At 50.4% G+C, this 25,514-nt stretch carries 22 protein-coding genes, 16 tRNA genes and 2 rRNA genes; 1 reads left to right on the top strand and 39 read right to left on the bottom strand.

Translation table 11 applies throughout. From position 1 onward, the window contains the following. Nucleotides 1-173: 173 nt before the first annotated feature. The 21 genes from MKZ07_RS18415 to MKZ07_RS18515 form a co-directional block, all read right to left on the bottom strand. Nucleotides 174-818, bottom strand: a complete 645-nt coding sequence (locus MKZ07_RS18415; protein ID WP_179090519.1) for a response regulator transcription factor — start codon at nt 816-818, stop codon at nt 174-176. Then, nucleotides 815-1,999, bottom strand: coding sequence for a sensor histidine kinase (locus MKZ07_RS18420; RefSeq protein WP_076161068.1), 1,185 nt, complete (start codon nt 1,997-1,999; stop codon nt 815-817). The genes MKZ07_RS18415 and MKZ07_RS18420 overlap by 4 nt, the downstream gene beginning before the upstream one ends. 400 nt (nt 2,000-2,399) lie before the next feature. After that, nucleotides 2,400-2,478: transfer RNA gene (locus tag MKZ07_RS18425), tRNA-Leu, on the bottom strand. 29 nt (nt 2,479-2,507) lie between these two features. Then, nucleotides 2,508-2,581: transfer RNA gene (locus MKZ07_RS18430), tRNA-Cys, on the bottom strand. 8 nt (nt 2,582-2,589) lie between these two features. Beyond that, nucleotides 2,590-2,664: transfer RNA gene (locus MKZ07_RS18435), tRNA-Gly, on the bottom strand. Nucleotides 2,665-2,670: 6 nt separating this feature from the next. Next, nucleotides 2,671-2,745 (bottom strand) — tRNA-Gln (locus MKZ07_RS18440). A 20-nt stretch (nt 2,746-2,765) separates the two neighbouring features. Then, a tRNA-His gene (locus MKZ07_RS18445) sits at nt 2,766-2,841 on the bottom strand. Nucleotides 2,842-2,889: 48 nt separating this feature from the next. Continuing rightward, nucleotides 2,890-2,965, bottom strand: a tRNA-His gene (locus tag MKZ07_RS18450). Between the two features lie 27 nt (nt 2,966-2,992). After that, nucleotides 2,993-3,066: transfer RNA gene (locus tag MKZ07_RS18455), tRNA-Trp, on the bottom strand. 5 nt (nt 3,067-3,071) lie between these two features. Then, nucleotides 3,072-3,157: transfer RNA gene (locus MKZ07_RS18460), tRNA-Tyr, on the bottom strand. A 5-nt stretch (nt 3,158-3,162) separates the two neighbouring features. Then, nucleotides 3,163-3,238: transfer RNA gene (locus tag MKZ07_RS18465), tRNA-Thr, on the bottom strand. 15 nt (nt 3,239-3,253) lie between these two features. Then, nucleotides 3,254-3,329 (bottom strand) — tRNA-Phe (locus MKZ07_RS18470). Nucleotides 3,330-3,350: 21 nt separating this feature from the next. After that, nucleotides 3,351-3,428 (bottom strand) — tRNA-Asp (locus MKZ07_RS18475). 4 nt (nt 3,429-3,432) lie between these two features. Beyond that, nucleotides 3,433-3,509, bottom strand: a tRNA-Met gene (locus MKZ07_RS18480). Between the two features lie 33 nt (nt 3,510-3,542). Then, nucleotides 3,543-3,618, bottom strand: a tRNA-Val gene (locus tag MKZ07_RS18485). Nucleotides 3,619-3,638: 20 nt separating this feature from the next. Then, nucleotides 3,639-3,713: transfer RNA gene (locus MKZ07_RS18490), tRNA-Glu, on the bottom strand. Between the two features lie 23 nt (nt 3,714-3,736). Beyond that, nucleotides 3,737-3,826: transfer RNA gene (locus tag MKZ07_RS18495), tRNA-Ser, on the bottom strand. A 3-nt stretch (nt 3,827-3,829) separates the two neighbouring features. After that, a tRNA-Asn gene (locus MKZ07_RS18500) sits at nt 3,830-3,905 on the bottom strand. Nucleotides 3,906-3,967: 62 nt separating this feature from the next. Beyond that, nucleotides 3,968-6,896, bottom strand: a 23S ribosomal RNA gene (locus MKZ07_RS18505). A gap of 266 nt (nt 6,897-7,162) precedes the next feature. Then, a 16S ribosomal RNA gene (locus MKZ07_RS18510) occupies nt 7,163-8,723 on the bottom strand. The 16S and 23S rRNA genes sit together here with 16 tRNA genes alongside, the layout of an rRNA operon. Before the next feature lie 433 nt (nt 8,724-9,156). Then, the gene (locus MKZ07_RS18515; protein ID WP_036696296.1) at nt 9,157-10,032 is read right to left on the bottom strand and encodes a nucleotidyltransferase-like protein; all 876 of its coding nucleotides are present in this window, start codon (nt 10,030-10,032) and stop codon (nt 9,157-9,159) included. 128 nt (nt 10,033-10,160) lie between these two features. Here MKZ07_RS18515 and MKZ07_RS18520 point away from each other — a divergent pair, with 128 nt between their 5' ends. Next, entirely contained in the window at nt 10,161-10,526 is a 366-nt protein-coding gene (locus MKZ07_RS18520) for a DUF2614 family zinc ribbon-containing protein (RefSeq protein ID WP_036696297.1), read from the top strand. A gap of 126 nt (nt 10,527-10,652) precedes the next feature. Here MKZ07_RS18520 and MKZ07_RS18525 read toward each other — a convergent pair whose 3' ends face one another. From MKZ07_RS18525 to MKZ07_RS18610, 18 genes are all read right to left on the bottom strand, one after another. Beyond that, nucleotides 10,653-12,374 carry a glycosyl hydrolase family 18 protein gene (locus MKZ07_RS18525; RefSeq protein ID WP_036696299.1) on the bottom strand — a complete coding sequence of 574 codons (1,722 nt, stop codon included), beginning with the start codon at nt 12,372-12,374 and terminating at the stop codon, nt 10,653-10,655. A gap of 194 nt (nt 12,375-12,568) precedes the next feature. Continuing rightward, the gene (locus MKZ07_RS18530; RefSeq protein ID WP_036696300.1) at nt 12,569-13,000 is read right to left on the bottom strand and encodes a Fur family transcriptional regulator; all 432 of its coding nucleotides are present in this window, start codon (nt 12,998-13,000) and stop codon (nt 12,569-12,571) included. Between the two features lie 125 nt (nt 13,001-13,125). After that, entirely contained in the window at nt 13,126-15,051 is a 1,926-nt protein-coding gene (locus MKZ07_RS18535; RefSeq protein ID WP_235218465.1) for a DUF4097 family beta strand repeat-containing protein, read from the bottom strand. 37 nt (nt 15,052-15,088) lie between these two features. Next, nucleotides 15,089-15,562 carry a GNAT family N-acetyltransferase gene (locus MKZ07_RS18540; RefSeq protein ID WP_036696303.1) on the bottom strand — a complete coding sequence of 158 codons (474 nt, stop codon included), beginning with the start codon at nt 15,560-15,562 and terminating at the stop codon, nt 15,089-15,091. 89 nt (nt 15,563-15,651) lie between these two features. Beyond that, entirely contained in the window at nt 15,652-17,097 is a 1,446-nt protein-coding gene (gene gatB / locus MKZ07_RS18545) for an Asp-tRNA(Asn)/Glu-tRNA(Gln) amidotransferase subunit GatB (RefSeq protein WP_036696305.1), read from the bottom strand. A 31-nt stretch (nt 17,098-17,128) separates the two neighbouring features. Further along, nucleotides 17,129-18,586 carry an Asp-tRNA(Asn)/Glu-tRNA(Gln) amidotransferase subunit GatA gene (gene gatA, locus MKZ07_RS18550; RefSeq protein ID WP_036696306.1) on the bottom strand — a complete coding sequence of 486 codons (1,458 nt, stop codon included), beginning with the start codon at nt 18,584-18,586 and terminating at the stop codon, nt 17,129-17,131. Between the two features lie 26 nt (nt 18,587-18,612). Then, nucleotides 18,613-18,900 (bottom strand): Asp-tRNA(Asn)/Glu-tRNA(Gln) amidotransferase subunit GatC, encoded by a 288-nt coding sequence (gatC, locus tag MKZ07_RS18555; RefSeq protein ID WP_036696307.1) that lies wholly within the window; start codon nt 18,898-18,900, stop codon nt 18,613-18,615. Between the two features lie 487 nt (nt 18,901-19,387). After that, nucleotides 19,388-19,771, bottom strand: a complete 384-nt coding sequence (locus MKZ07_RS18560) for a hypothetical protein (RefSeq protein WP_036696310.1) — start codon at nt 19,769-19,771, stop codon at nt 19,388-19,390. Between the two features lie 158 nt (nt 19,772-19,929). Beyond that, nucleotides 19,930-20,703, bottom strand: a complete 774-nt coding sequence (locus MKZ07_RS18565; protein WP_036696311.1) for an ABC transporter permease subunit — start codon at nt 20,701-20,703, stop codon at nt 19,930-19,932. Beyond that, nucleotides 20,700-21,611: an ABC transporter ATP-binding protein gene (locus MKZ07_RS18570; protein WP_036696313.1), complete on the bottom strand. Its 912-nt coding sequence runs from the start codon at nt 21,609-21,611 to the stop codon at nt 20,700-20,702. The genes MKZ07_RS18565 and MKZ07_RS18570 overlap by 4 nt, the downstream gene beginning before the upstream one ends. After that, entirely contained in the window at nt 21,611-21,802 is a 192-nt protein-coding gene (locus MKZ07_RS18575) for a PLD nuclease N-terminal domain-containing protein (protein ID WP_036696316.1), read from the bottom strand. The genes MKZ07_RS18570 and MKZ07_RS18575 overlap by 1 nt, the downstream gene beginning before the upstream one ends. Before the next feature lie 40 nt (nt 21,803-21,842). Continuing rightward, a complete protein-coding gene (locus MKZ07_RS18580) occupies nt 21,843-22,070 on the bottom strand; it encodes a hypothetical protein (RefSeq protein WP_036696318.1) in 228 nt (75 codons plus the stop codon). Between the two features lie 2 nt (nt 22,071-22,072). Beyond that, nucleotides 22,073-22,393, bottom strand: a complete 321-nt coding sequence (locus MKZ07_RS18585) for a YxlC family protein (protein ID WP_036696320.1) — start codon at nt 22,391-22,393, stop codon at nt 22,073-22,075. Beyond that, nucleotides 22,383-22,925 carry an RNA polymerase sigma factor SigY gene (sigY, locus tag MKZ07_RS18590; protein ID WP_036696322.1) on the bottom strand — a complete coding sequence of 181 codons (543 nt, stop codon included), beginning with the start codon at nt 22,923-22,925 and terminating at the stop codon, nt 22,383-22,385. The genes MKZ07_RS18585 and sigY overlap by 11 nt, the downstream gene beginning before the upstream one ends. Nucleotides 22,926-22,983: 58 nt before the next feature. After that, entirely contained in the window at nt 22,984-23,190 is a 207-nt protein-coding gene (locus tag MKZ07_RS18595; RefSeq protein WP_036696324.1) for a hypothetical protein, read from the bottom strand. Nucleotides 23,191-23,408: 218 nt separating this feature from the next. After that, entirely contained in the window at nt 23,409-24,038 is a 630-nt protein-coding gene (locus MKZ07_RS18600) for an MBL fold metallo-hydrolase (RefSeq protein ID WP_036696338.1), read from the bottom strand. 5 nt (nt 24,039-24,043) lie between these two features. After that, nucleotides 24,044-24,610, bottom strand: coding sequence for a thioredoxin family protein (locus MKZ07_RS18605; RefSeq protein WP_076159804.1), 567 nt, complete (start codon nt 24,608-24,610; stop codon nt 24,044-24,046). Beyond that, entirely contained in the window at nt 24,607-25,221 is a 615-nt protein-coding gene (locus MKZ07_RS18610) for a DedA family protein (RefSeq protein ID WP_036696330.1), read from the bottom strand. Before MKZ07_RS18610 ends, MKZ07_RS18605 begins: the two co-directional genes overlap by 4 nt. Nucleotides 25,222-25,514: the final 293 nt, after the last annotated feature.

A 25,514-nucleotide genomic window follows, 5' to 3' on the forward strand; every position in this document is an offset into this window, starting at 1 on the left:
AATATTCACTATAGTACTCAATCCGAGTATTACTTTAGTAACCAGTTATGTTGATTACTTTAGTCATACAGGAGGCAAAAATAAATAAGCCGTTCTTATCGTAATCCGTCTGAGATAGACGGATTACGATAAGGACGGCTTAACTGAAACCTCAGTCTGCGCACATACCGGGATTACAGTGATTTTTGCAGACAAAGTGTTAATTCTGTTCTGTTTTTAAGCTCAAGCTTCTCCAGCATTCGCGAGACATAGTTTTTAACAGTACCTTCAGTAATAAACAGGTTAGTGCTGATCTCTTTATTGCTTTTGCCTTCCATAATGCATTTGGCGACCTCAAGCTCACGTGGTGTAAGTAACTGAAGAATTTGCTCATTCCGTATAATTTCTGTTCCTGTATTCTGTGCTGAGTTCAGAGCGTTCACTACCTCCCGTGTAATCTTCGGATTTAAAAGGATGTTTCCTTCACAGGCGGTCTTAATGGACGAAATAATTTCCTGGGCACCTGAATCCTTCAATATATATCCGTCAGCTCCATTTTTAAGGCCTGCAAATATATACTCATTGTCGTTAAAGGTGGTTAGAATAATCACCTTAATATCAGGATATTTAGCTTTGACCAATTTGGTTGCTTCAATTCCATTCATTACAGGCATTCTGATGTCCATGAGAATTACTTCGGGAGAGCTATAGGTTAGAAGCTCCAGTGCCTCTTCCCCATTAGAAGCTTCACCGATTACACTGATTTCATTATTCAGACTAAGAATCATCTTCAAGCCTTCCCGGACAATTTGCTGATCATCCACTATAATAATATTCACCATGAATGTTCCTCCTTGTTAACCTCAAAATCGTCAGCAATTCTGGGAATACTGGCCTCAACGTTAAATCCTGAAGAGTTATTCGAATGAAAAAAAACACTCCCTCCCAAGGCTAAAATTCTCTCCTCAATCCCTTGAATCCCTTTAGATTTAATGATCTCCTTACTGCCAGTTCCATTATTATGAATAAGCAAGGAGATATGATCGGAATATTTGTAAATGGCAATTGAGAAACGTGTGGCCTTCCCATGTTTGATGCCATTAGTTATGGACTCCTGAACAGTTTTATATATACAATTCTTGATATCCGAATCTGTATATTCTATTTCTTGATCCATATCCAGTTCGAATTGAATCTTGTCTGTGCCGGTAAAGTTGTTGAACATCTCACTAAGGGATTGTTCAAGTTCTTTGGATAGTCGCTCCTCGCTTAGAAGAACTACAGTTTTCCGAAGATCAACAATACATTCTTTAGAGAGCTGATGGGCTTTATTAATAGCCGATCTTGCTTTATCAGGCTCTATGTTAACGACTGTACTAGCATATTCAAGGTTCATATTTAAGGCGACAAGATAATGTCCCAGGGAGTCATGGAGCTCTTGGGCAATCCTTGTTCTTTCTTTTGAAATCGTCAGCTCCTGTATCTTATGAGAGTATTCGTGAAGTTTATTATTTGCCAGCTGCAATTCCTGATTTAGCTCTTGAGTTCTAGACTTCTCAAGCACTCCGTTTCGAAACAGGTAGACAATAGATATGATGATTAAATAAGATGATAAAATATCTCTGAGAGTGGTATGATCAGCTATCAGCGAAGCAGCAAAAATAGTAAAATGTAACCCCAAAATATATATAGGAATTTTATGTGTGCTTACAATGATTTCGACCAGTAATATAATAATGTAAATCTGAGTACCAATACAGTAAATTTTAAAGAGTAAGAATCCTGCCAATACATTACTGAAAATAAAGGATACAATCCACATCATGCTGGTATGCTTCTGATACCTTTCTCTAGTGAAATCATTCACAAAAAAAAGAAAAATAACTACAGTGAGGAACAGAATGATTTGCTCATCTCCTGAATACTTATGGAGAAGCGTTGTAAACATTGAGAACAGTGAAAATCCCATAATAACTTTCTGTATCACCATCTTATTTCCAAGTACACTTAATTTTACCATGAATCAGTCCCTCTTACTTAGTTGCAATTTTTGCATACAGGTTTTACCTATAATATAACACAAAACCATTTATTCATAATAACCCTTTTTAAAATACTGGCCAGAGAACTCGAACCTCCACGACTTTCCGCTCAATTTTAAGTCGAGCCCGTCTTGGTGATGCTCTACTTACCGAGTCACCTCAACGTATAATGGCTGGTAATGGCTGAAGAACTAACCAAAGCCTCTTGACATCACCATCCTCCCCTTGGGATAGTATGTAAGCCAGGAATGTGCTTCTTTTTTACCCAATTTTTCAACAAAAGCATTTCTAATTGATTCTCTACAGTCATAAGAGCACTAATAATAAAAAGGATCTTACATCTACTCCTAAGTAGATGTAAGATCCTTTTTATTATTATACCGGCGAGAGGACTCGAACCTCCACGGTTTCCCACTCGATTTTGAGTCGAGCGCGTCTGCCATTCCGCCACGCCGGCGTATACATATATAATTTCCAAAAAAATAATGGAGGTGCCACCCAGATTTGAACTGGGGATAAAGCTTTTGCAGAGCTTTGCCTTACCACTTGGCTATGGCACCACATGAAATGGAGCGGACGACGGGAATCGAACCCGCGACCCTCGCCTTGGCAAGGCGATGCTCTACCGCTGAGCCACGTCCGCATATAATGGCTGGGGATATAGGAATCGAACCTATGAATGACGGAGTCAAAGTCCGTTGCCTTACCGCTTGGCTAATCCCCAATATATTGTTTAAAAGAAAATGGGGCGACCGATGGGTCTCGAACCCACGAATGCCGGAACCACAATCCGGTGCGTTAACCCCTTCGCCACGGTCGCCATGTGAAGCTTTTAAGTTGTACTGCTATGTAATTCTTATAAAAGAAATGGGGCGACCGATGGGTCTCGAACCCACGAATGCCGGAACCACAATCCGGTGCGTTAACCCCTTCGCCACGGTCGCCATATGATTCTTTTATATGAAATTACTTGGCAGGGGCAGCAGGAATTGAACCCACACCAACGGTTTTGGAGACCGTTGTTCTACCTTTAAACTATGCCCCTAAAAATGGTGGAGGCTGATGGATTCGAACCACCGAACACGTACGTGAGCAGATTTACAGTCTGATGCGTTTGGCCACTTCGCTAAGCCTCCACGGATGGTGCCGGCGAGAGGACTTGAACCCCCAACCTACTGATTACAAGTCAGTTGCTCTACCAATTGAGCTACACCGGCATATTAAGTTGTATATGGTGGCGCGGGAGGGAATCGAACCCCCGACACAAGGATTTTCAGTCCTTTGCTCTACCGACTGAGCTACCGAGCCATATAAATAATTTGGTAAAAATGGCGGAACCGACGGGATTCGAACCCGCGATCTCCTGCGTGACAGGCAGGCATGTTAGGCCAACTACACCACGGTTCCAAATTGGTTGCGGGGGCAGGATTTGAACCTGCGGCCTTCGGGTTATGAGCCCGACGAGCTACCGGGCTGCTCCACCCCGCGTCATTGAACAAAATCTATTCGGTTAAAGATAGATGGTGGAGGCTGAGGGGTTCGAACCCCCGACCCTCTGCTTGTAAGGCAGATGCTCTCCCAGCTGAGCTAAGCCTCCATGTATCAGTTCCAAAAAATTGGTGACTCGTATGGGATTCGAACCCATGTTACCTCCGTGAAAGGGAGGTGTCTTAACCCCTTGACCAACGAGCCATGCTGTGTAAAAAGTATTGCTACGGAGAGAGAGGGATTCGAACCCTCGAGACGCTTGTGGCGCCTACACGATTTCCAATCGTGCTCCTTCGGCCAAACTCGGACACCTCTCCATATGGCTCCCCGAACAGGACTCGAACCTGTGACAACTCGATTAACAGTCGAGTGCTCTACCAACTGAGCTATCAGGGAATATACATATCAGGCTTGATCGCCTGAAAACTGAATCCGAAACGAATCTGCGTGTTAGAAATTTGGATAAGCCCTCGACCGATTAGTATTGGTCAGCTCCATGCATTGCTGCACTTCCACCTCCAACCTATCTACCTCGTCGTCTTCAAGGGGTCTTACATACTGGGAAATCTCATCTTGAGGGGGGCTTCACGCTTAGATGCTTTCAGCGCTTATCCCGTCCGTACGTAGCTACTCAGCCATGCTCCTGGCGGAACAACTGATGCACCAGCGGTACGTCCATCCCGGTCCTCTCGTACTAAGGACAGCTCCTCTCAAATTTCCTGCGCCCACGACAGATAGGGACCGAACTGTCTCACGACGTTCTGAACCCAGCTCGCGTACCGCTTTAATGGGCGAACAGCCCAACCCTTGGGACCTACTTCAGCCCCAGGATGCGATGAGCCGACATCGAGGTGCCAAACCTCCCCGTCGATGTGGACTCTTGGGGGAGATAAGCCTGTTATCCCCAGGGTAGCTTTTATCCGTTGAGCGATGGCCCTTCCATGCGGTACCACCGGATCACTAAGTCCGACTTTCGTCCCTGCTCGACTTGTAGGTCTCGCAGTCAAGCTCCCTTATGCCTTTGCACTCTGCGAATGATTTCCAACCATTCTGAGGGAACCTTTGAACGCCTCCGTTACTCTTTAGGAGGCGACCGCCCCAGTCAAACTGCCCGCCTGACACGGTCCCCGTACCCGATAAGGGCACTAGGTTAGAACCTAGATACGATCAGGGTGGTATCCCAACGGCGCCTCCGCAGAAGCTTGCGCTCCTGCCTCAACGGCTCCCACCTATCCTGTACAGATCGTACCCAAATTCAATATCAAGCTGCAGTAAAGCTCCATGGGGTCTTTCCGTCTTGTCGCGGGTAACCTGCATCTTCACAGGTATTAAAATTTCACCGGATCTCTCGTTGAGACAGCGCCCAAGTCGTTACGCCATTCGTGCGGGTCAGAATTTACCTGACAAGGAATTTCGCTACCTTAGGACCGTTATAGTTACGGCCGCCGTTTACTGGGGCTTCGGTTCACAGCTTCGGGTTTAACCCCTAACCACTCCCCTTAACCTTCCAGCACCGGGCAGGCGTCAGCCCGTATACTTCGCCTTACGGCTTCGCACAGACCTGTGTTTTTGCTAAACAGTCGCTTGGGCCTTTTCACTGCGGCCCCCTCGGGCTATTCACCCTACCGAGGCACCTCTTCTCCCGAAGTTACGAGGTCATTTTGCCGAGTTCCTTAACGAGAGTTCTTCCGCGCGCCTTAGAATTCTCTTCTCGCCTACCTGTGTCGGTTTGCGGTACGGGCACCTTCTCCTGACTAGAGGCTTTTCTTGGCAGTGTGAGATCATGACCTTCGCTACTATAATTTTCGCTCCCCATCACAGCCTGGCCTTAATAGTGTGCGGATTTGCCTACACACCAGCCTCACTGCTTAGACGGACATCCATCAGTCCGCGTCACTACCCTCCTGCGTCACCCCATCGCTCATAGCGGATTACGGTGGTACAGTAATTTCAAACTGTTGTCCTTCGACTACGCCTTTCGGCCTCGCCTTAGGTCCCGACTTACCCTGAGCGGACGAGCCTTCCTCAGGAAACCTTGGGCTTTCGGCGGATCAGATTCTCACTGATCTTTTCGTTACTCATACCGGCATTCTCACTTGTATGCTGTCCAGCGCTCCTTACGGTACACCTTCAACCCACATACAACGCTCCCCTACCCCAGATGCAAAGCATCTAGCCATAGCTTCGGTGGTGTGTTTAGCCCCGTTACATTTTCGGCGCAGAGTCACTCGACCAGTGAGCTATTACGCACTCTTTCAATGGTGGCTGCTTCTAAGCCAACATCCTGGTTGTCTGTGCAACTCCACATCCTTTCCCACTTAACACACACTTGGGGACCTTAGCTGATGGTCTGGGCTGTTTCCCTTTTGACAATGGATCTTAGCACTCACTGTCTGACTCCCGGCAAGAAGTTAATGGCATTCGGAGTTTGACTGAGCTTGGTAACCCTTGCGGGCCCCGCACCCAATCAGTGCTCTACCTCCACCACTCCATTCACCGAGGCTAGCCCTAAAGCTATTTCGGGGAGAACCAGCTATCTCCGAGTTCGATTGGAATTTCTCCGCTACCCCCACCTCATCCCCGCATTTTTCAACATGCGTGGGTTCGGGCCTCCAGTGCGTGTTACCGCACCTTCACCCTGGACAGGGGTAGATCACACGGTTTCGGGTCTACGTCCACATACTCAGTCGCCCTATTCAGACTCGCTTTCGCTGCGGCTCCGGCTTCTCACCTTAACCTTGCATGTTAAACGTAACTCGCCGGTTCATTCTACAAAAGGCACGCCATCACCCATAAAGAGGGCTCTGACTTTTTGTAAGCACACGGTTTCAGGTTCTATTTCACTCCCCTTCCGGGGTGCTTTTCACCTTTCCCTCACGGTACTGTTTCACTATCGGTCGCCAGGTAGTATTTAGCCTTAGCAGATGGTCCTGCTGGATTCATACGGGGTTTCACGTGCCCCGCACTACTCGGGATCCGTCTCGGAGAGAACACAGTTTAGGCTACAGGGCTTTTACCTCTATCGCGGGCCTTTCCAGACCTCTTCGCCTACCATATTCCTTTGTAACTCCATGTGAGACGTCCCACAACCCCAAGAGGCAAGCCCCTTGGTTTAGGCTGTTCCGCGTTCGCTCGCCGCTACTGACGGAATCACTATTGTTTTCTCTTCCTCAGGGTACTTAGATGTTTCAGTTCCCCTGGTCTGCCTCTGCGTATCCTATGTATTCAGATACGAGTAACTGCGAATTACCACAGCTGGGTTTCCCCATTCGGACACCCCCGGATCAAAGCTTGCTTACAGCTCCCCGAGGCAGTTTCGTTGTTCGCCACGTCCTTCGTCGGCTCCTGGCGCCTAGGCATCCTCCGTGTGCTCTTAGTAGCTTAACCAACGTTCCGGTGTTTTGCTTGTTTGCACAATCAAAAACCTTCACTTTGTAGCAACTAATAACTATTTCAACTTGCTTACACAAGTTTCAGCTAAAAGATGTTCTAAAACGCAAATTCGTTTCGGTATCCAGTTTTCAAGGATCAAGGTAAAGATGAGAGCTTAAACTCTCAAAACTGACCAACGAGTGAGTAACAGGCCTAAACCTGATTGGTGGAAGCAAGCTTCCGATTTGAATGTCTTCATTGCAGAAGACGATTCTCCATAGAAAGGAGGTGATCCAGCCGCACCTTCCGATACGGCTACCTTGTTACGACTTCACCCCAATCATCTACCCCACCTTCGGCGGCTGGCTCCCTTGCGGGTTACCCCACCGACTTCGGGTGTTGTAAACTCTCGTGGTGTGACGGGCGGTGTGTACAAGACCCGGGAACGTATTCACCGCGGCATGCTGATCCGCGATTACTAGCAATTCCGACTTCATGCAGGCGAGTTGCAGCCTGCAATCCGAACTGAGACCGGCTTTGCTGGGATTGGCTCCACCTCGCGGCTTCGCTTCCCGTTGTACCGGCCATTGTAGTACGTGTGTAGCCCAGGTCATAAGGGGCATGATGATTTGACGTCATCCCCACCTTCCTCCGGTTTGTCACCGGCAGTCACTCTAGAGTGCCCAGCTTAACCTGCTGGCAACTAAAGTCAAGGGTTGCGCTCGTTGCGGGACTTAACCCAACATCTCACGACACGAGCTGACGACAACCATGCACCACCTGTCTCAACTTTCCCCGAAGGGCACCTGATGCATCTCTGCTTCGTTAGTTGGATGTCAAGACCTGGTAAGGTTCTTCGCGTTGCTTCGAATTAAACCACATACTCCACTGCTTGTGCGGGTCCCCGTCAATTCCTTTGAGTTTCAGTCTTGCGACCGTACTCCCCAGGCGGAGTGCTTACTGTGTTAACTTCGGCACCAAGGGTATCGAAACCCCTAACACCTAGCACTCATCGTTTACGGCGTGGACTACCAGGGTATCTAATCCTGTTTGCTCCCCACGCTTTCGCGCCTCAGCGTCAGTTACAGCCCAGAAAGTCGCCTTCGCCACTGGTGTTCCTCCACATATCTACGCATTTCACCGCTACACGTGGAATTCCACTTTCCTCTTCTGTACTCAAGTCACCCAGTTTCCAGTGCGACCTCAGGTTGAGCCCAAGGTTTAAACACCAGACTTAAATAACCGCCTGCGCGCGCTTTACGCCCAATAATTCCGGACAACGCTTGCCCCCTACGTATTACCGCGGCTGCTGGCACGTAGTTAGCCGGGGCTTTCTTCTCAGGTACCGTCACTCCGGTAGCAGTTACTCTACCGGACGTTCTTCCCTGGCAACAGAGCTTTACGATCCGAAAACCTTCATCACTCACGCGGCGTTGCTCCGTCAGGCTTGCGCCCATTGCGGAAGATTCCCTACTGCTGCCTCCCGTAGGAGTCTGGGCCGTGTCTCAGTCCCAGTGTGGCCGTTCACCCTCTCAGGTCGGCTACGCATCGTCGCCTTGGTGGGCCATTACCCCACCAACTAGCTAATGCGCCGCAGGCCCATCCCCAAGCAGCAGATTGCTCCGCCTTTCATTCTCTCCTCAGGAGAAAAAAGAAATTATCCGGTATTAGCTACCGTTTCCGGTAGTTATCCCAGGCTTGAGGGCAGGTTGCCTACGTGTTACTCACCCGTCCGCCGCTAAGTCTGAAAGGAAGCAAGCTTCCTTTCAGACTCCGCTCGACTTGCATGTATTAGGCACGCCGCCAGCGTTCGTCCTGAGCCAGGATCAAACTCTCCAAATTGGTATTTAGAAAGAGCGATTGCTCATTTTGAAACATCTGACGAGAATTTACATTCTCTAATTTGGATCTCGCCGAAGCGATCTCCGATACTCACTCGTTGTTCAGTTTTCAAAGATCAAGTTCATCTTTCGTCGCTGTTTTTTGTCTCAGCAGCGACCTTTATAATATATCACAGCGCCCTCGTTTTAGTCAACCTTTTTTTAATTTTCTTTTTTCGGCTGATTTACGACTGCATTGCTGCGCATCGTTATGTCAGAGGGACGAGTTATAATTTATCATAAGAACTACACCCTAGTCAACCCTAAATATTCTGTTCCGTTCCAGCTCTTCTGCAAACCTGGACAAATAAAAAAAGAGAGTACATTTACTCTCTCCATTCTCCCGCTAATGCTATCTATATAAAGCTGTTACCGCCAGTAGGCGATTTGTGAATTTAAAGGGTATAACGAATGGCATGACCGTCTCCAGCTTCAACTGCCCAGGAGGCGATCTCCCGAATTAATGAACGGGAAACCAGCTTGCGAAGCACAAGCGGCAATTCTGCCTGGAGCGGGCTGAGCCCCGAATGCTGCAGAAGCTCCTTAATACTCCACGCCTCCTTGCGACTGCCCAGGATATGAAGCAGCATGGTACAGCAATCCTCCATTTTTGACATGAGGGCAAATTCACAGGCAAGCAGGATAAGCTCGATTCTCTGGTCCAGCGTCTCTGTGCTGATAGTCAATTCTTCATATAGCTTATGGACCGGTGAGTTCAGACTTTTCACCTGTCCCCATACTGCCGGTTCCGGGAAATACCCCGCTTCACTCACTTCAATGCGCGCCCAATGATACAAGGCAATGAGTACGCAATTATAGGCATCCATGGTACAGCCTGCTTCAATGTAACGCTTGGACTTAATATACATATGTAAAAAACGGGCGAATTCCATAAACAGCACCCGTTCTTTGAGCGGGCCCTCAAACTGAGTGAGCTGCTTGCGCATCTCTGCCAAGATCCCTTTCGGGTCCCAGAGTACCTCTCCGGATATCAGGCTGCTAAGAAGCTCGTTGTTATCCCCGGCCATTACAGCACGTTCCAATGCAGATAGACCTACATGCACCGATTGCGTCCGCTTATCACCGGCAATGCTATGGGTTATGATGCGTTCCGTCTCCTGTTCTTCGTGCAGCAGAAGAACCACCATATCAAAATCGTGCAACAGCGCACTCTGAAACGTGGCATCCCCTCTTTGCCGCCAAGCAACGGCTCCCAGAACATTCTCCTCAAATGTCTCCCCGCTTAATAGGGTCAAATTGGACAGTTCCATACTTCCCTCCATCAAATTTGGCGATTTTGCGTCCGTCAGTTATAATCTCTATACATAAGCTTATTCTACATATTCATGCCAGTTCCTCCTGAACAACCGAACTATATTTCAGTTAGGAGATCATACTCATGAAATTTAAATCGGCTAAAATCAATGCTTTTCGCACCTGGGGACTGCTTCTGACCATGCTGGGCATGGGTCTCATGATCATGGGAACCGCAGGCATTGTATTCTGGGGATCTGCCGGAAAAGTCGTCGCTGCTGTCGGTCTTGTCATTGGACTCGTCTCTATGATGGCCAGTCTGGCTATTTATTTCTGGGCGGGTATGCTCTCAACCAGTGCGGTTCAGGTGGAATGTCCAGAGTGCCATAAGCTGACCAAAATGCTGGGCAAAACTGACCGCTGTATGTTCTGCCATACCATCCTCACCATGGACGCTGCACAAGCAACCATTACTGCCGAAGAGCTTGAAACCCAGCAACTGAAACACTAATCCTCTCCATGCAGTTCTTACTGATATTATGCATTTATTAAGAGACAAGGTAATGTAAGAATAGTATTGTCTGCCAAAAAAGGTGTTGTCCACTGTAGGACAACACCTTTTTATAATGGAATCATCTTATTTAATAATTCCCTTCAATGCTTCCCATGCCTCCGGACTGGCGAAGCTCCGGTTCCAGGCTGCCACACCGCCCAGCTTCAAGGATTGGGCCAGCTCTACCCTGGCTGTGAGCGAGGTGCTGTCCTCGATCCAGATTTTGCGGAGAACATCATCTTCCTTATACTCTACGTAATTCTGTCCGGCTTCCTTATCGAAAACCGGTGTCAGCTTCTTCTCGGCGATAATTTCCTTGACCGCATTCATGCTGACGGCCTTGGAGCTTACTTTGGTCTTGCCCTTCTCGGTGGTTTCCGTCCAGATCCGCGTATAGAGCGGCACTCCCAGAATCAGTTTCTCTGACGGCACCTTATCCTCCTCGATAATCCGGTTCATAGAGGTCTTAACCCATGGTAGAGAGGCTACTGATCCTGCAACCGGACTGGCTGCCCAGTGCTCGTCGTAGGCCATTACAACCAGGAAGTCGGATACGGCGGCAAGCGCCGGGCGGTCGAGGAACAGGGACCACATCTCGCTCTTAGACTTCGGCGTCACATCAATAGAGACAATCAGATTCCGGCTCTGGGCCATTGGCTTCAGTTCCCGCATGAATTGGGTTACGTTTGGTCCATCCTTGGTATACACATTCTCGAAGTCGATATTAATCCCGTCTAAGTTATACAGGTCTGCATACTTAAGCATCTGCACAATGGCATTCATCCGATTGTCATACGTGGATAAGGCTTCAGTAGTCAAATCGGGTTCAAAGCTGTTGCTCAGCAGCCCCCATACCTCCATCCCTTGATTATGCGCCCAATCCACATAAGAGCGGTCCGCCTGGCTGCGCACATTCCCCTTCACATCAATAATGCTGAACCAGGTGGGGCTAACCACGTTAATTCCAGGCAAGGCTGCGAATTTGGCCGGATTCGGCTTGCGTTCGTACACGGCTTCCCAGAACATGTTAACCGGCTTGTCCTTCCAGCTGCGCTGCGCACGTGTAGGTGTCTCGGGCTTTTTCTCTACAGTTCGGGTACCGTCTTCAGTAATATCATCTGCCTGGGCGTAGCCCGAATAACCATTATCAAGCTGAGCGTATACCCAGTCCCTAGTATCCGTATTCCAGATCCGTACAACATCGCCAGGATTCATATCGGCAAAAATCGGTGCATGCACCGAAGGTTCACTGCGCAGGGCTTTCGTTTTCCCGCCTTCTTTACCCTTCACCTTGCCAAGCGGCACCGATTCTCCCGCAGTCATTAGCAGCACCGCACCGGTATTCGTATCCTCTTCGATCTCGAAGCCGTACAGATTCTCCAGTGTATCTGCCGGAAGATAGGTCACTTTATCTTTAACCTCGGGAGCAAGGCGAAGCTGCAGAGGTTCATTGTTCAGAGCTGCGTCCTTGGATTCCTCCTGCATGTACAACAGACTGCTGTCCGTTGAGAGGATAACTGATTTGCTCTCTTTTTCATAACGGATAGAAGGATCTACATATTCCTGCAAAAAAGGCAGCGGTAAAAGCAGTCCGTCCCCCGTACCCGATGCTGAATAGCCGGTAAGCTGTCCCTTCACAAAAATCGGCTTATCCAGCCCCTTCCAGTCCGGGTCCAGATGCTGGCGGTTAGGCAGTACATAATAAACAACCCAAAAGGCTGCGGCGGCTATGATGACAAGTCCCAATAAGCGGCGAGTAAGACTTCCACGCTTCGTGACGCGTCTTTGTCTCTGTCTTCTGTCCAAAATAGGTCCTCCAAACCATTCGTTGAATTTTAAAAGCAGGCAATACTTCTGTTAAGTATACGCCATGCAGGCGTGCTTGGTTGCGCGAATCTCTTGGAAGGTTTGTATTTTTGTAACAGCTTCATTATTTCTTTAATCAAAAAAGCGTGCAGAATCCGTATTCGGACTCTACACGCTTATAGGTATTATTCCATTCAGTGCTGCTTCTCGCCGCAGCCTTTGCACACACCGTACAACTCCATACGCAATCCATGAATCTTGAAGCCTGTGGCCTGTTCGGCCTGCAGCTCTACCTCATGAAGAGTGGAATAGCTGAAATCCTCAATCTTACCGCATTCCTGGCAGATAACATGATAATGATCAGATACATTGGCGTCGAAACGGCTGGAATTATCACCGTAGGTCAGCTCACGGACCATACCTGCTTCCATGAACATCTTAAGATTGTTATACACAGTTGCCACACTCATGCTCGGAAACTGAGGCTCAAGCGCCCGGTAGATGTCGTCTGCCGTAGGATGATTCATCGCTTCCATCAGATACGTTAGAATCGCATGACGCTGAGGCGTAATACGGACACCGGTTGTCTTGAGTTGCTCCAATGCATGCTGTACGCCACTACCCATCCATGCCACCGCCTTTGATTATACAACTTAATAATAATTCTAATGTAATTGTATGTCTCTGCTTTTAGCGTTGTCAATGAAGTCATTACATTATATTTATTATTATATAATAAAAATTCCTTATTTCAATATTTGCTCACATTTAAATTGCTGTTTCCGTCTACGCGCAGCTTGAATTCGCCGGTTCCGATCTGGCCGGAAAGCACTTTTTTGTCAATCACGAGTCCTGGCAGGTCTGTTACAATATCCCCGTAGCCGCTGGAGCCCTCCACCGTATAATTACCCGTCAGCGGCAGGAACAGTTCAATATCCCCCACTGCACTGTAAATATCCCAGTCTCCCCCGAAGTCCCCGGAGCGGATGCTGATCCGGCCGTTCAGGGATTCAGCATGCAGCTTGGCTCTTGCTCCGGATACCTCCACATTGCCGTTCTTCGTGGACAAATCCAGCGCTTCCCCGCTGTCATATGCCGTAATATTGCCAACCGCCGTTGACAGCTTCAGAGAGCCTCTGACGTCCCAGGCCCCCATATCGCCTCCGCTTGTCCCCAGCTCCACATTGCCCAGGACATCTCTGGCGCGCACCGCTCCGTTCAAGGTTTTACCTTTTACATTGCCGTAAATGCGGTGCAGGATCAGCTCCCCGTTCCCGGTCTCCAGCGAGATGTCGGCAATGGCTTCCACATTCTGCAGAGTAATTCCGCCATTCATCGTACGGACGTTCAGGTCGAACCGCCGGTCTTCCGGCAAGGAGATATCGAGGTTGATCCGCGGCTGGCGTTTGCCGGATTCACCATAAGCTTTACTCTGGGGTGTAATCTTGATCGTTGTTCCCTCTGTCACCTCGACAAAAGACTGGTCGGCTATGGATTCAGCCAGTACCCCGTCCAACTGGTCCACCCATACGGTTGCCGTAATCTCGATATCCTCCACAGCCGCCCGGTGAATGAGAATGTCTCCATTAATAGCGTCAATATTGACCTTGGAGGTGTTCAGTTCGACCGGAACCATCAGCGGAGCCTTCTGATAAGAGCTTCCTTCCGCTTCCCCGTAATCGACTGCCGCCACGGTCAGGTTAAGACTCACTTTGTTCCACAAATGCAGATAGTGCTCCTGCTCGGTTACGATAAACACACATGCAGCCAGTATTACCGCAGAGAACAATCCCCGCAGATCCATCCTCGCTCTTCCGGCAGCACCGTTCTGCTTCAACCGGCGGAAAAGAATATAGATCAGCAGATACTCTACTCCCCATAATACCGGAATGATTGGCCACCATTTGAGCAGCAGCATCATATAATCCGTTCCATCGCGCCAGTCCAGGAGAAGCAGGATTCCGACAGCAGCCAGCGTTACTGAGGCCGTATATCTGCCGATCCGCCGCTTCTTCCGCTCCTTGTCCTTACGCGCTATGGAGTCCCTGGCCATCTCTCTGATTCCCATAAGCAGGCCAAGGCCAATTAGCACCACGGAGGCGGCAGCACCGGCAGAGGTCTCAATGAATCCCCGAAGCCAAGGCGGCTTTTGCTGGAAAAGAAAAAGCAGTGCCCCGCCGATAAGCAGCAGGAGGCCAAAGGAAATCCCGGGCTCGCTGATCCTTACCCGGCGTCTTGAGGTTGTACTTGCACTCATGGTCTCCAGCTCTTCATGATCATGGTCTTCAGGAAAACGCAGAATCCGGTCTGCAGTCTGGAGCGCGTCAAACACATTATAGAAGTATAACACCGGGATCAGCAGCCCCAGTAAAATCAGCAGCGGTACATTAATTTGCATCCCGATAGATGAGAAATACAGCAGTGCCACAATATCCAGCACAATTAGGAAAATGACAGAAATCCCTTTGCGGAGCAGCCCGAGATAGAGATGTCCCGTGCCGGGAAGCACTGCAGCAAGCAGGCCGGCTATAAATTTACGTTTGTGCGGACGGCGCTTGGGACGGGGAGGGATGTAGGGGGCCTTCAATTCTCCGTCTGCTTCAGACAGCGGCATGCCTGCCTCGTTCTCTTCCTCCCCCACGGGAAGCTCCTCATGATTCTGATAACCGGAATTCATTCTCAGTACTCCTCCTTTCTAAAATGGGATGTACTTGTCATTTCAGCCTGCCTGCCCGTTGGAATTCCAGCAGTTCTACTCCCGGAACCACCTCTTCGGACCCGGCAGGAATGAACCCGTGCTTGGTATAGAGCGTCACTGCCGGAAGATTCAGCTTCCCTGTAGATACGATAAACTGCTCCATCTCCGCATAACGGGCAAAGATAAATTCTAATAGTCTTCCGGCCACACCTTGGCGGAAATGGTCCGGGCTGACCATCATCCGGGTAACCGTTAGCTTGCCGGGAGACTCCTCGATAACTGCAACAGCGCCCAGTAGCTCCTCCGTCTCATCGAAGCAGCCATAGAAATCCTCTGTAACCCGGCTGAGCATGTCCCTCGTCTCCAGCAGCGGCGGTATGTCACGAAACCCGATGATCTCCGCCTCCAGGCGGTAGGCCTTATGCTGAAGGCTCCACAGCTCATCAAGCAGGAACTCATCCTGCAGATTCAGCTTCACGATTGTATCCATCCGTACATTCCCCTTATATACTGCACAGAGCCTGCCGTTGCCGACAAGCCCTGTGTCCAAGATTCTATGATCTATTACCCAAAAGCAGTCTATCTGTTCAGCACTTCTGCGAGCAGAGTGTTCGCAAGACCCGGGTTAGCCTTCCCTTTGCTCGCCTTCATGACCTGGCCTACAAGGAAGCCGATGGCTTTTTGCTTGCCAGCCTTGTAATCTTCGACCGATTGCGGATTGGCCGCGACCACTTCCTCAACAATTCGTTTGATCGCCCCTTCATCGCTGATCTGAACAAGGCCTTGCTCTTCCACGATTACCGCCGGCAGCTTCCCGCTCTCCAGCATTTCTTTGAATACTGTTTTGGCGATCTTGCTGCTGATGGTTCCGCCTGCGATCAGGCCGATCATCTCGCCCAGTCCCTGCGGCGTAATCTTCACCTGGGATAATTCCAGATTGTTGCTGTTCAAATATCCGAGCAGATCGCCCATCATCCAGTTGGCGACAGCCTTAGCATCCTGCGTGAAGGCAAGACTGCCCTCGAAGAAGTCCGCAAGCGGCTTGGAGGAGGTGAGCACTCCGGCATCATAGGCAGTCAGACCATACTCCTCACTGTACCGGGCCTGCCGGGCATCCGGCAGCTCAGGGATTGTGGAGCGGATCGCTTCCTTCCAGTCCTCCCCAATATGCAGCACAATCAGATCCGGGTCCGGGAAATAACGGTAATCATGGGCTTCCTCCTTGCCGCGCATGGACAAGGTCTTGCCTCCGGCTTCATCCCAGCGGCGGGTCTCCTGTACAACAGTTCCTCCGTCATCCAGAATCTCTGCCTGGCGGAACTGCTCATATTCAAGGCCACGGAGCACACCGCGGAAGGAGTTCATATTCTTCAGCTCCGCACGGATACCGAATTCTTCCTGGCCTGCCGGCCGCAGGCTGATGTTAGCATCACAACGCATGGAGCCTTCCTCCATCTTCACATCGGACACATCACAGTACTGCATAATAGCGCGGATCTTCTCCAGGTAAGCACGCGCTTCCTCCGGCGAACGCAGATCAGGCTCAGACACAATCTCAATCAGCGGCGTCCCCACACGGTTGAAGTCAACCAGTGAAGCGAAGCCTCCATCCACATGCGTCAGCTTACCCGCGTCCTCTTCCAGATGAAGACGGGTAATTCCGATCCGCTTGGTCTCGCCGTTCACTTCAATATCAATCCAGCCGCCGAGGCCGATAGGCTGATCGTATTGCGAAATCTGGTAGGCCTTCGGGGAGTCGGGGTAAAAATAGTTTTTGCGGTCGAATTTGCTGACATCGCCGATCGTACAGTTCAGAGCCATTGCCGCTTTCATCGCATACTCCACCGCTTGGCGGTTCAGCACCGGGAGTACACCGGGGTGACCGAGACAGACCGGACAGGTGTGCGTATTAGGCGGCGCGCCGAATTCAGTGGAGCAGCCGCAGAAGATTTTGGACTTGGTATGAAGCTCCACATGAACTTCCAGCCCGATGACCGTTTCATATTTAGACATAGATAATCTCATCCCTTAAAAGTTTATGGTCAACTACTTCAAGCTACAGTTGCGGACGGGCCTTGTGATGCTCTGTATGTTGTTCAAAGGCATGCGCAACGCGCAGTACCGTACTCTCATCAAACTCCTTGCCGATAATCTGCAGGCCGACAGGCAGGCCTTCCGCGAAGCCGCAAGGGATGCTGATGGCAGGAATACCGGCCAGGCTGACAGGAATGGTAAGGATATCATTCAGATACATGGTCAGCGGATCTTCGGTCTGCGAACCCAGCTTGAAGGCTGTGGTTGGCGCAGTCGGCCCGATGACAACATCATACTTGCGGAATACTTCGTCGAAATCCTGCTTAATCAAGGTACGGACCTTCTGCGCCTTCAAATAATAGGCATCATAATATCCGGAGCTGAGCGCATAGGTGCCGAGCATGATCCGGCGTTTGACTTCAGGGCCGAAGCCCTGGCTGCGGGAATTATGGTACAAATCCAGTAATCCGCCCCCATCATCCACACGCACTCCATAACGGACACCGTCAAAACGGGCCAGGTTGGAGGAAGCCTCCGAGGAGGAGAGCAGATAATAAGCAGCTACAGCGTATTCCGTATGCGGAAGGGAAACCTCTTCCCATATGGCGCCAAGGCCTTCCAGCACTTTAAGCGCTGCGAGCACCGATTCACGGACCTGGGCATCCACACCTTCACCCAGGTATTCCTTAGGTACGGCAATTCGCAGACCCGAGATGTCACCGGTCAGCGAGCTCAGATAATCAGGTATGTTAACCTTAGCTGAAGTGGAATCCTGGGCATCGTAACCGGCAATTGCCTGCAGGACGTATGCGGAATCCTCCACGGTACGGGTAATCGGACCGATCTGATCCAAGGAGGAAGCAAAAGCGACCAGGCCATAACGGGAGACCAGGCCATACGTAGGCTTGAGGCCGACTACCCCGCAATAGGAGGCTGGCTGGCGAATCGAACCGCCAGTGTCTGAGCCGAGGGTGAAGAAGACTTCCCCGGCTGCAACCGCTGCTGCCGAACCGCCGCTCGAACCGCCTGGAACACGCTCCAGATCCCATGGATTGCGAACAGCGCCGAAGCTGGAATTCTCATTGGACCCGCCCATGGCGAACTCGTCCATGTTCAGCTTGCCCATAGTGACGGCATCGGCCTGACGCAGCTTGTTGACTACTGTCGCATCATAGACCGGCTGGAAATTGGTGAGAAACTGGCTGGCACAGGTGGTGCGCAGACCTTGGGTCACAATATTATCCTTAATACCGGCAGGCAGTCCGAAGAGCAGACCGCGGGAAGCACCGGATGCCAGCTTGTCATCAAGCTCGCGCGCCTTAGCGCGGGCTCCCTCTTCATTCAGTGTCAAAAAGGCATGAACCTTGCTGTCACGCTCCGCAATGACGGACAGCGAATCTTCGGTCAGCTCACTGACCGAGACCGCTTTGGTGTTCAGCATGTTATGTACTTCGGGTAATCGGTATTGAAACAGGCTCAACTTGCTTCCTCCTCTCAGGTATGGGGTTATTCCAGAACAGCGGGAACCTTGAAATGTCCTTCTTCGTCTTCCGGTGCGTTAAGCAGCGCTTCCTCTTGGGTCAAGCTCTCCTTCTCCACATCGTCACGCATTACATTGCTTACCTGCAGCACATGGGTGGTCGGCGGAACATTCTCGGTATCCAGCTCATTCAACTTCTCGGCATATTGTAAAATAGCATTCATTTGTTCGGTGAAGGTAGCCTCTTCTTCCGGGCTTAATTGCAGGCGGGCCAGCTTGGCCACATGCTGCACATCTTTGACGGTGATGCTCATAATGGATATCCCTCCTGTTTAAAGGGCTAAAGCGCCCGGATAACGTTTTTAATTATAGGGTAGACGGCCTTACAATTCAATGCGCTTGTCGATTGAGGGGATATATGGGGAGTAAGTATGTAGAATTCCCGTGCTGGCGGAGCGGCACTCCGGATTGTTGTATGTTGGGCAGGTTTAATGAGAATTAGCAGATCGAATACGAGATTGTTGTATGTTGTACATGATTAATGCAACTTTGGTGCTTGAATACCCAGATTGTTGTACGGTATACAGAATTCCTTCAGGTTAACAGACTAAACTCACCAGAAGGTTGTATTTCGTGCAGGATTTGCAAAGACTGACGGGTTGTAGGGCAACAATATTGTACTTTGTGCAGGATATATGGCGGGATGGCGGGATGGCGGTTGGCAGAGGATGGATTTCCGGGGTTAGAGTTTTGAGGTAGGATCGTATAAAGACAAAAAAGCCGGCATTCGCCGGCTCTTACTTAAATCCAAGCGCGAAGATTCACCTGCTTGATGAAATCCGCCTGGGACAAACTTTCTGGGGATGTTGTCTCTATCTCTTCCGCTTCAACTTCCTCGCCGTTCATCAGGTGATGAAACAGCTTCTCGTTGTACGTTGACAATGCATAATCTATCAGCGCTTCGTGCGTGGCTCTCTCAGCTTCTGCTACCAGCAATTGTTCCTCGGCCTCAATATCCTCTGCCGTAACATAGAAATTCCGGTTAGCTTCGGGAACACGAATGACATAATCAAACGCATTATCAGGATTGCGGTCGTAAGCAATCAGGTAGCCATAGTCTCCGATAGGAAGACTCTGCTCAAAAGCGTCTGCGACAATGACAATCTTCTCTCCTAAACGCAGCATCATCCTACCTCCTGACCAAAATCTATCATGGTTCTGCTTGTTTCAACAGTCTACTAAAAAAAGATAGAGCTGTCCAGCAGCAGGATGATGGTACGATGAATTTCCGCAGAAAATACTCTGAAAATTCATGAAAGATCGCTTTCTTATCGTAAAGCTTGCTAGACTGGCAATTTATTCCTTGCAGCCAGCAGTGAGGCACCGGCAATACAAATCATAATCAAGAGTACTGCGGAGACAATCGGTGCCAAGCTCACTCCGGTACCTCCATCTGCAAGTACACCGGCAGACATTCCCGGCAGAGCAGCAGGCATCCAGTTCAGCTTAACTGGCAACAGGCCATGGACGAGACTCATGACCGCTGCCAACAAGAGAGACAGGCCGGCAGCAGCAGGCCCGCGCAGCCAGGCACTAAAGAGCAGCGTAAGCGACACCGCACAGAGCAGCCACAGCGCATACAGTCCAGACGCTGCAATCACGTCCTGCCAGGATAAAGCCCCCATAAGCTGTACTGTATAATAAGCCGCTCCCGCTGCCCCCAGCCCCATTGCAATAACCAGTACCGTGAAGTTCGCGGTCCATTTGGCTGCAACAACGGATATAGAGGAGACCGGCTTCGCCATTAACAGTTCGGAGGTGCCGCTGCTGCGCTCTCCTGCCAGACTGTTCATCGTTCCCAGCACCAGAATCAGCATACCAATTGTTCCATACTGGCCCAAGGCCTGAGCCATTACAGAGGACGCGGCCGGTCTCTCCATATTCTCCATCAATCCAGCAGGGACATTGGAAGAGAACGCCAGGATATCCGCCATATAAAAGCTGATCAGCGGCTGCATAATTCCCAGAACAATAAACACCACGGGAACCCATATCAGCTTATAGCTGCGCACATTCTCCAGCATCTCCTTCAAATATAGAGCCCAAAGCTTCCTCATGTTCCCACCACCTTCATGAACAGGTCCTCCAGTGTCGATGAGCCTGCTTCAAATTGCAGCAGCGGAATATCCAGCTCTACGGCTTCCTGTAATAGCGTCCGGCGGGCAAGCCCTACATCCGTGACGTTGAACACGGCCTTGCCATCCGAAATAAGCGCTTCTTCAATAAAATCCCTGTGTCTAAGCCCTTCTAGCCAGCGGATAGCCGAAGCTTCCTTCCCTGTAGTGAGCCGGATTACCGGCAGACTGTATTCTGCGCGGAGACTGGACAAGGTTCCTTGAACGGCTATGGTCCCCTGGTTCATCAATACGACATCATCGCATATCTCTTCCGCATCATGCAGCACATGCGTGGAGAAAATAACGGTTGTCTGCTCCCGGATGTCCCTAAGCAGCTCCATGACTTCCCGGCGTCCGATAGGATCAAGCGCGGAGACCGGCTCATCCAGCAGAAGCAGACGCGGGCGGTGTACCAGGGCCTGGGCCAGCCCCAAGCGCTGCTTCATCCCCCCCGAATATCCGCCAATCCGCCGCCGTGCCGCAGAGCCTAGTCCCACACGCTCCAGCACAACGCCCGATGCCGCTGCAGCCTCCCGTGCATTCATTCCGCTCATCTTGGCGGCAAATAAGATATATTCGTGCCCGCTCATCCAATTGTAAAAAGCCGGGGCTTGCGGCAGATAGCCCAGTTGCCGGCGGTAATCCGTCCCCGGAGCCCCGTCAAAAGTGATCGTTCCCGCAGTCTGCGGCAGAAGGCCGGCAAGCATGCGCAGCGTTGTAGTCTTCCCGGCTCCATTGGGTCCGAGCAGCGCGACACAGCGTCCTGCTTCAATTCCAAAGCTGATGCCATTCACTGAGGGATGCCCCTTAAAGCTCTTGTGAAGATCCTTAACCTCTAGCAGCGGCATCAGAACTCTTTCCTTCCCAGTGTGAAATAAGCCACACTGCCCAGCAGGTTGCCAAAAATCAAGAATAGAACCCACATCCATTTCGGTCCGCGTACCTGCTCTGTCTTGCTCAGAGAAATCAGACCGATGATTGCCAGTATTACCTGCAACGCAAGCAGCGGCCCAATCAATCCCCAATTCAAATCATTCATAGCCATATCCTCCTTATCTCCCGGGCAATCAGCTATTGTCTCAGCGGCTCCTTCCGGCCTTCCGTTTGCGCTTATCTGGAAGAACTACAAACAGCAGGTAAAATACTGCCGGTGAGGGTACAACGGTAAGTCCCCAGATTCCCCAGAACCAGGCCTTCATTCCCTGACCTCTGTTCCTGGCATCACGGAACAGCCAGGTTCCCTGCAGCAGCAGCACAGCTGCAAGAATCATCCAAAACCAAATAGGTATCTCCTGCAGCTCCTTCACGCTTATGATTCCTCCCGCCCGTGTCTGATCCGCGCTGCTCCCAAGCTGCCAAGTGCGCTCAGAATGAACACTGCCTGCAGACTCCAATACAGCACCGGCGCTGTGCTTAGAATAGAAATCACTATGGTAACCAGCACAAGAGCCACTAGAATGAATAGCAGCAGTTCCTTACGGCGCCGCTTCCTCCGGCGGACAGCTTCCCCGGCAATAAGCTGCTCCAGCTCCGGCAAGGAAGGCGGAGTAACATCGGCATACAGCATATCCAGATGATCCAGCTCCGCGGACAGCTTACCCAGCAGCTCCTCGTCACTCTTAAACCTCATCCTCATTCAGCTCCTTTCGCAGTTGACCCAGTCCGGCAGCTACCCGTGATTTGACCGTTCCGGAAGGGATCTCCAGCATCTCCCCGATCTCATCATAGCTGTACCCGTAATAATGCTTCAGCAGCACAGCCATTCTGTGCGCAGAGGATAGACGCGACAAGGCATCGAGCACTTCACTCCACTCCATATTCCGGCTCTCAAAGCTCCAGCGTAAACTGCGGTTCCCCTGCTCCTGCATCTGTCTCTCCCGCCACTGTGCCTCCCGGCTCCAGCGCCGCTTACGGTCAATGTACAACCGGCTGCCAATGGTAATCAGCCATGAAGAGAATGCCGAGGTCCCGTTGTAAGTCCCGATCTTCTCCATGCATCTGACCATTGTGTCCTGAGCAATCTCTTCCGCAAGCAACGGGTCAAGTGTCGCTTTGATCAGATACTTGTACAGGAAGGGATAATGCTCACGCAGCAGCACGGCCAGTGCAGCAGCGTCACCCCGCTGTGCCTGGCTGATCATCTCCAGCGTCCTGTCGCCCATAGCCCCTCCCCTTATCTCTTCTGTCACACCTGTAATACGTCTATGTAATAGTTATCGTTCATTCAGAGTCAGAATTATTCTGCAGCTCCCACAGTCTGCGTCTCCATGGCTGAATAGCCCCCTTGCCTCCGGGAAAGCTCCAGAACAACGTATATTTAGTATCACTCTTCCCGGCCGGATCATTCACTTCATTCCGCTCCGCTATCAATGAATTATTCGCTTCCAATTCCCCATAATCCAACTGGCAATGCATATTATCCTTCATTCTGCTTCCCCCTGAAAAATTCATATCTATAGGCAAAAAAAAGAACGCAAACCGGGATTATTCCACAGTCTGCGTGCTTCGCGAGGTAAATGTTACATTTAATTAACCATATTGTAACAATCTGGCCCTGGCTTGTCTACCTCTAATTTCCCGGTTTGTGTCAAATCCGGCCAGAAGATGTCGTTACAATGCAAAATCATCCCAAAAGATATACCATTCTACATCGGGACATAAGGGTTGTGAAGCTTCTCATAGCCGATTGAGGTTCGCGGACCATGTCCGGGGAACACTCTCACTTCCTCATCCAGCCGGTAGAGCTTGCCGCGGATCGAGTCAATCAGATCCCGTTCTCTGCCGCCTGGAAGATCGGTACGTCCTACTCCCATTTTGAACAAGACATCACCGGCGAACAAATCATTCCCGCATAAAAAGCTGACGCTTCCCGGCGAATGTCCCGGCGTATGCATGACACGGAAAGAAAGGCCGAGCAGCTTCAGAATTTGGCCTTCCGCCAGATCGTACTCTGCTGGATCTGTGCTGATGGGAGGCGTGGTATCAGGCCACATCAAGGAGCCGTTCAGCTTCGGGCTGCCCAGCCAATCACTCTCCAGCGGATGGATATAGACCGGGCACTTCTTGGCTTTGCGGACCTCGTCCAGCCCGGCAATATGGTCGAAATGGGCATGTGTCAGCAGAATCGCCTCAATCTCCATTCCCTCGGCGCCGCGGAGAAGACCCGCAGGATTAGCCCCCGGATCAATGATGACACCGCGCTTAGGGTCTGCCCCCGTCAGAAGATAGGCATTGGTCTGGAGTGCCCCCAGATTATAAGAACGAATATTAAGCATCGGCATTAGAATCCGGAGATCAGACTGCGCAGCTCTTTGGCGATAACTGCGTGTGATTCCGTTCCTTCTCCGTAGGCTTGCCCCATTGCTTTGCGCACTTCGGTAATTTTGCTGTCATAGTCCGCTGCTTCGCGGTCCGGGTTCTCCCGTTTGAATTCTCTCATCAGCGTCTGGACATGCTCCGGACGCGGTCCCCACTGCCCCAGTACATAACCTCCGGTATCCGCAAAAATCACGATAGGAACGGAGCGTCCGCCCATGGTCAGGAAATTGTCCATCAGCTCCTGGTTCTCTTCGAGAATCAGCACTTCCGTCTTGATGCCCGCAGTCTCCAGAATCCGGAAGACGACCGGAACATTGCGGACCACATCTCCGCACCAGTCCGCAGCCAGAATCAGCACACGCAGATCATCACGGTGATTCAGGCTCTCGAAATATTCCCGGTCACTCTCGTCTTCCCAGGCGAACTTCTCATACCAGGCTTCAAAAGCCTGCTGGTTCTTCGTCATGGCTTCCACGAACTGGCGCGGAGTCAGGCCTTGGCCAAATTTGGATGCTACATTCTGCTTCATACTGCACTACCCTTCTTTTTGGATTTGTACCACTTGAACAGGAAATACAGAATAATTACCGCAATAGCGCCAAGAAGAATCTCATGAGTGTACTTGGCTGCGACCTCATCAATGGTCTTCCACTTGTCCCCAAGCGTATACCCCAGATAGACAAACAACGCGCTCCACGGAATGACTGCAAGGGTTGTCAGCATAGTGAATTTGCCCAGCGGCATGCGGGAAATACCGGCCGGAACGGAGATGGCATGACGGACAACCGGGATAAAGCGGGCTGTAAAAATCACACCGGTCCCATACTTTTGAAACCATTCTTCGGAGTGGTCAATATGCTTTTTGGAGATAAAAATGTACTTGCCGTACTTCTCCAGCACAGGCCTGCCGCCATAACGGCCAATCCAATAAACAAAGATCTGGGCGATGACTCCCCCGACGGTACCGAACAGCACCGCACCAAAAAAGTTAATATCGCCTTGTGAAACCAAATAGCCGCCAAAAGCCAGGACAATCTCACTTGGAATGACTTCAATCATAAGGCCGATCATAATCCCGAAGTAACCCAAAGACTGAATCCATTCAAACAATTGTGAAATGACATCAGATATAAAGTGCACTGCAGGTCTCCTCCCGTATGGCGTAATAGCCTGGTATTCTGCTGGCAGAACCCATCTGCTTAACCGCTCTATGTATCCAGCTTCTCCTAGCCTATTCTAGCATATGCAGGCTTACGACTTCTACTTAAGGAATACAAGCGTAAACGGCTCTGCTGTTCTTTTAAAGAACGGTAGCGGTTCGGCGGGAAATAGAAGGATAATTTATAGCGTGAAGCATATAAATTCCTCTATTTGGAAGAAAAGCGCCTTCGCGTGAGTTTCTGCATTGACAAAGATTGGAATCGAGTCATATT

This window comes from Paenibacillus sp. FSL P4-0338, assembly GCF_038002365.1.
In the GTDB taxonomy this organism is placed as follows: Bacteria; Bacillota; Bacilli; order Paenibacillales; family Paenibacillaceae; genus Paenibacillus_AQ.

Coding starts and splice junctions, on each gene's coding strand:
- MKZ07_RS18420 (WP_076161068.1), bottom strand. CDS start 1,999: ATGGTAAAATTAAGTGTACTTGGAAATAAGATGGTGATACAGAAAGTT.
- MKZ07_RS18515 (WP_036696296.1), bottom strand. CDS start 10,032: ATGGAACTGTCCAATTTGACCCTATTAAGCGGGGAGACATTTGAGGAG.
- MKZ07_RS18520 (WP_036696297.1), top strand. CDS start 10,161: ATGAAATTTAAATCGGCTAAAATCAATGCTTTTCGCACCTGGGGACTG.
- MKZ07_RS18530 (WP_036696300.1), bottom strand. CDS start 13,000: ATGGGTAGTGGCGTACAGCATGCATTGGAGCAACTCAAGACAACCGGT.
- MKZ07_RS18535 (WP_235218465.1), bottom strand. CDS start 15,051: ATGAATTCCGGTTATCAGAATCATGAGGAGCTTCCCGTGGGGGAGGAA.
- MKZ07_RS18540 (WP_036696303.1), bottom strand. CDS start 15,562: ATGGATACAATCGTGAAGCTGAATCTGCAGGATGAGTTCCTGCTTGAT.
- gatB (WP_036696305.1), bottom strand. CDS start 17,097: ATGAGATTATCTATGTCTAAATATGAAACGGTCATCGGGCTGGAAGTT.
- gatC (WP_036696307.1), bottom strand. CDS start 18,900: ATGAGCATCACCGTCAAAGATGTGCAGCATGTGGCCAAGCTGGCCCGC.
- MKZ07_RS18560 (WP_036696310.1), bottom strand. CDS start 19,771: ATGCTGCGTTTAGGAGAGAAGATTGTCATTGTCGCAGACGCTTTTGAG.
- MKZ07_RS18565 (WP_036696311.1), bottom strand. CDS start 20,703: ATGAGGAAGCTTTGGGCTCTATATTTGAAGGAGATGCTGGAGAATGTG.
- MKZ07_RS18570 (WP_036696313.1), bottom strand. CDS start 21,611: ATGCCGCTGCTAGAGGTTAAGGATCTTCACAAGAGCTTTAAGGGGCAT.
- MKZ07_RS18575 (WP_036696316.1), bottom strand. CDS start 21,802: ATGAATGATTTGAATTGGGGATTGATTGGGCCGCTGCTTGCGTTGCAG.
- MKZ07_RS18585 (WP_036696320.1), bottom strand. CDS start 22,393: ATGAGGTTTAAGAGTGACGAGGAGCTGCTGGGTAAGCTGTCCGCGGAG.
- sigY (WP_036696322.1), bottom strand. CDS start 22,925: ATGGGCGACAGGACGCTGGAGATGATCAGCCAGGCACAGCGGGGTGAC.
- MKZ07_RS18595 (WP_036696324.1), bottom strand. CDS start 23,190: ATGAAGGATAATATGCATTGCCAGTTGGATTATGGGGAATTGGAAGCG.
- MKZ07_RS18600 (WP_036696338.1), bottom strand. CDS start 24,038: ATGCTTAATATTCGTTCTTATAATCTGGGGGCACTCCAGACCAATGCC.
- MKZ07_RS18605 (WP_076159804.1), bottom strand. CDS start 24,610: ATGAAGCAGAATGTAGCATCCAAATTTGGCCAAGGCCTGACTCCGCGC.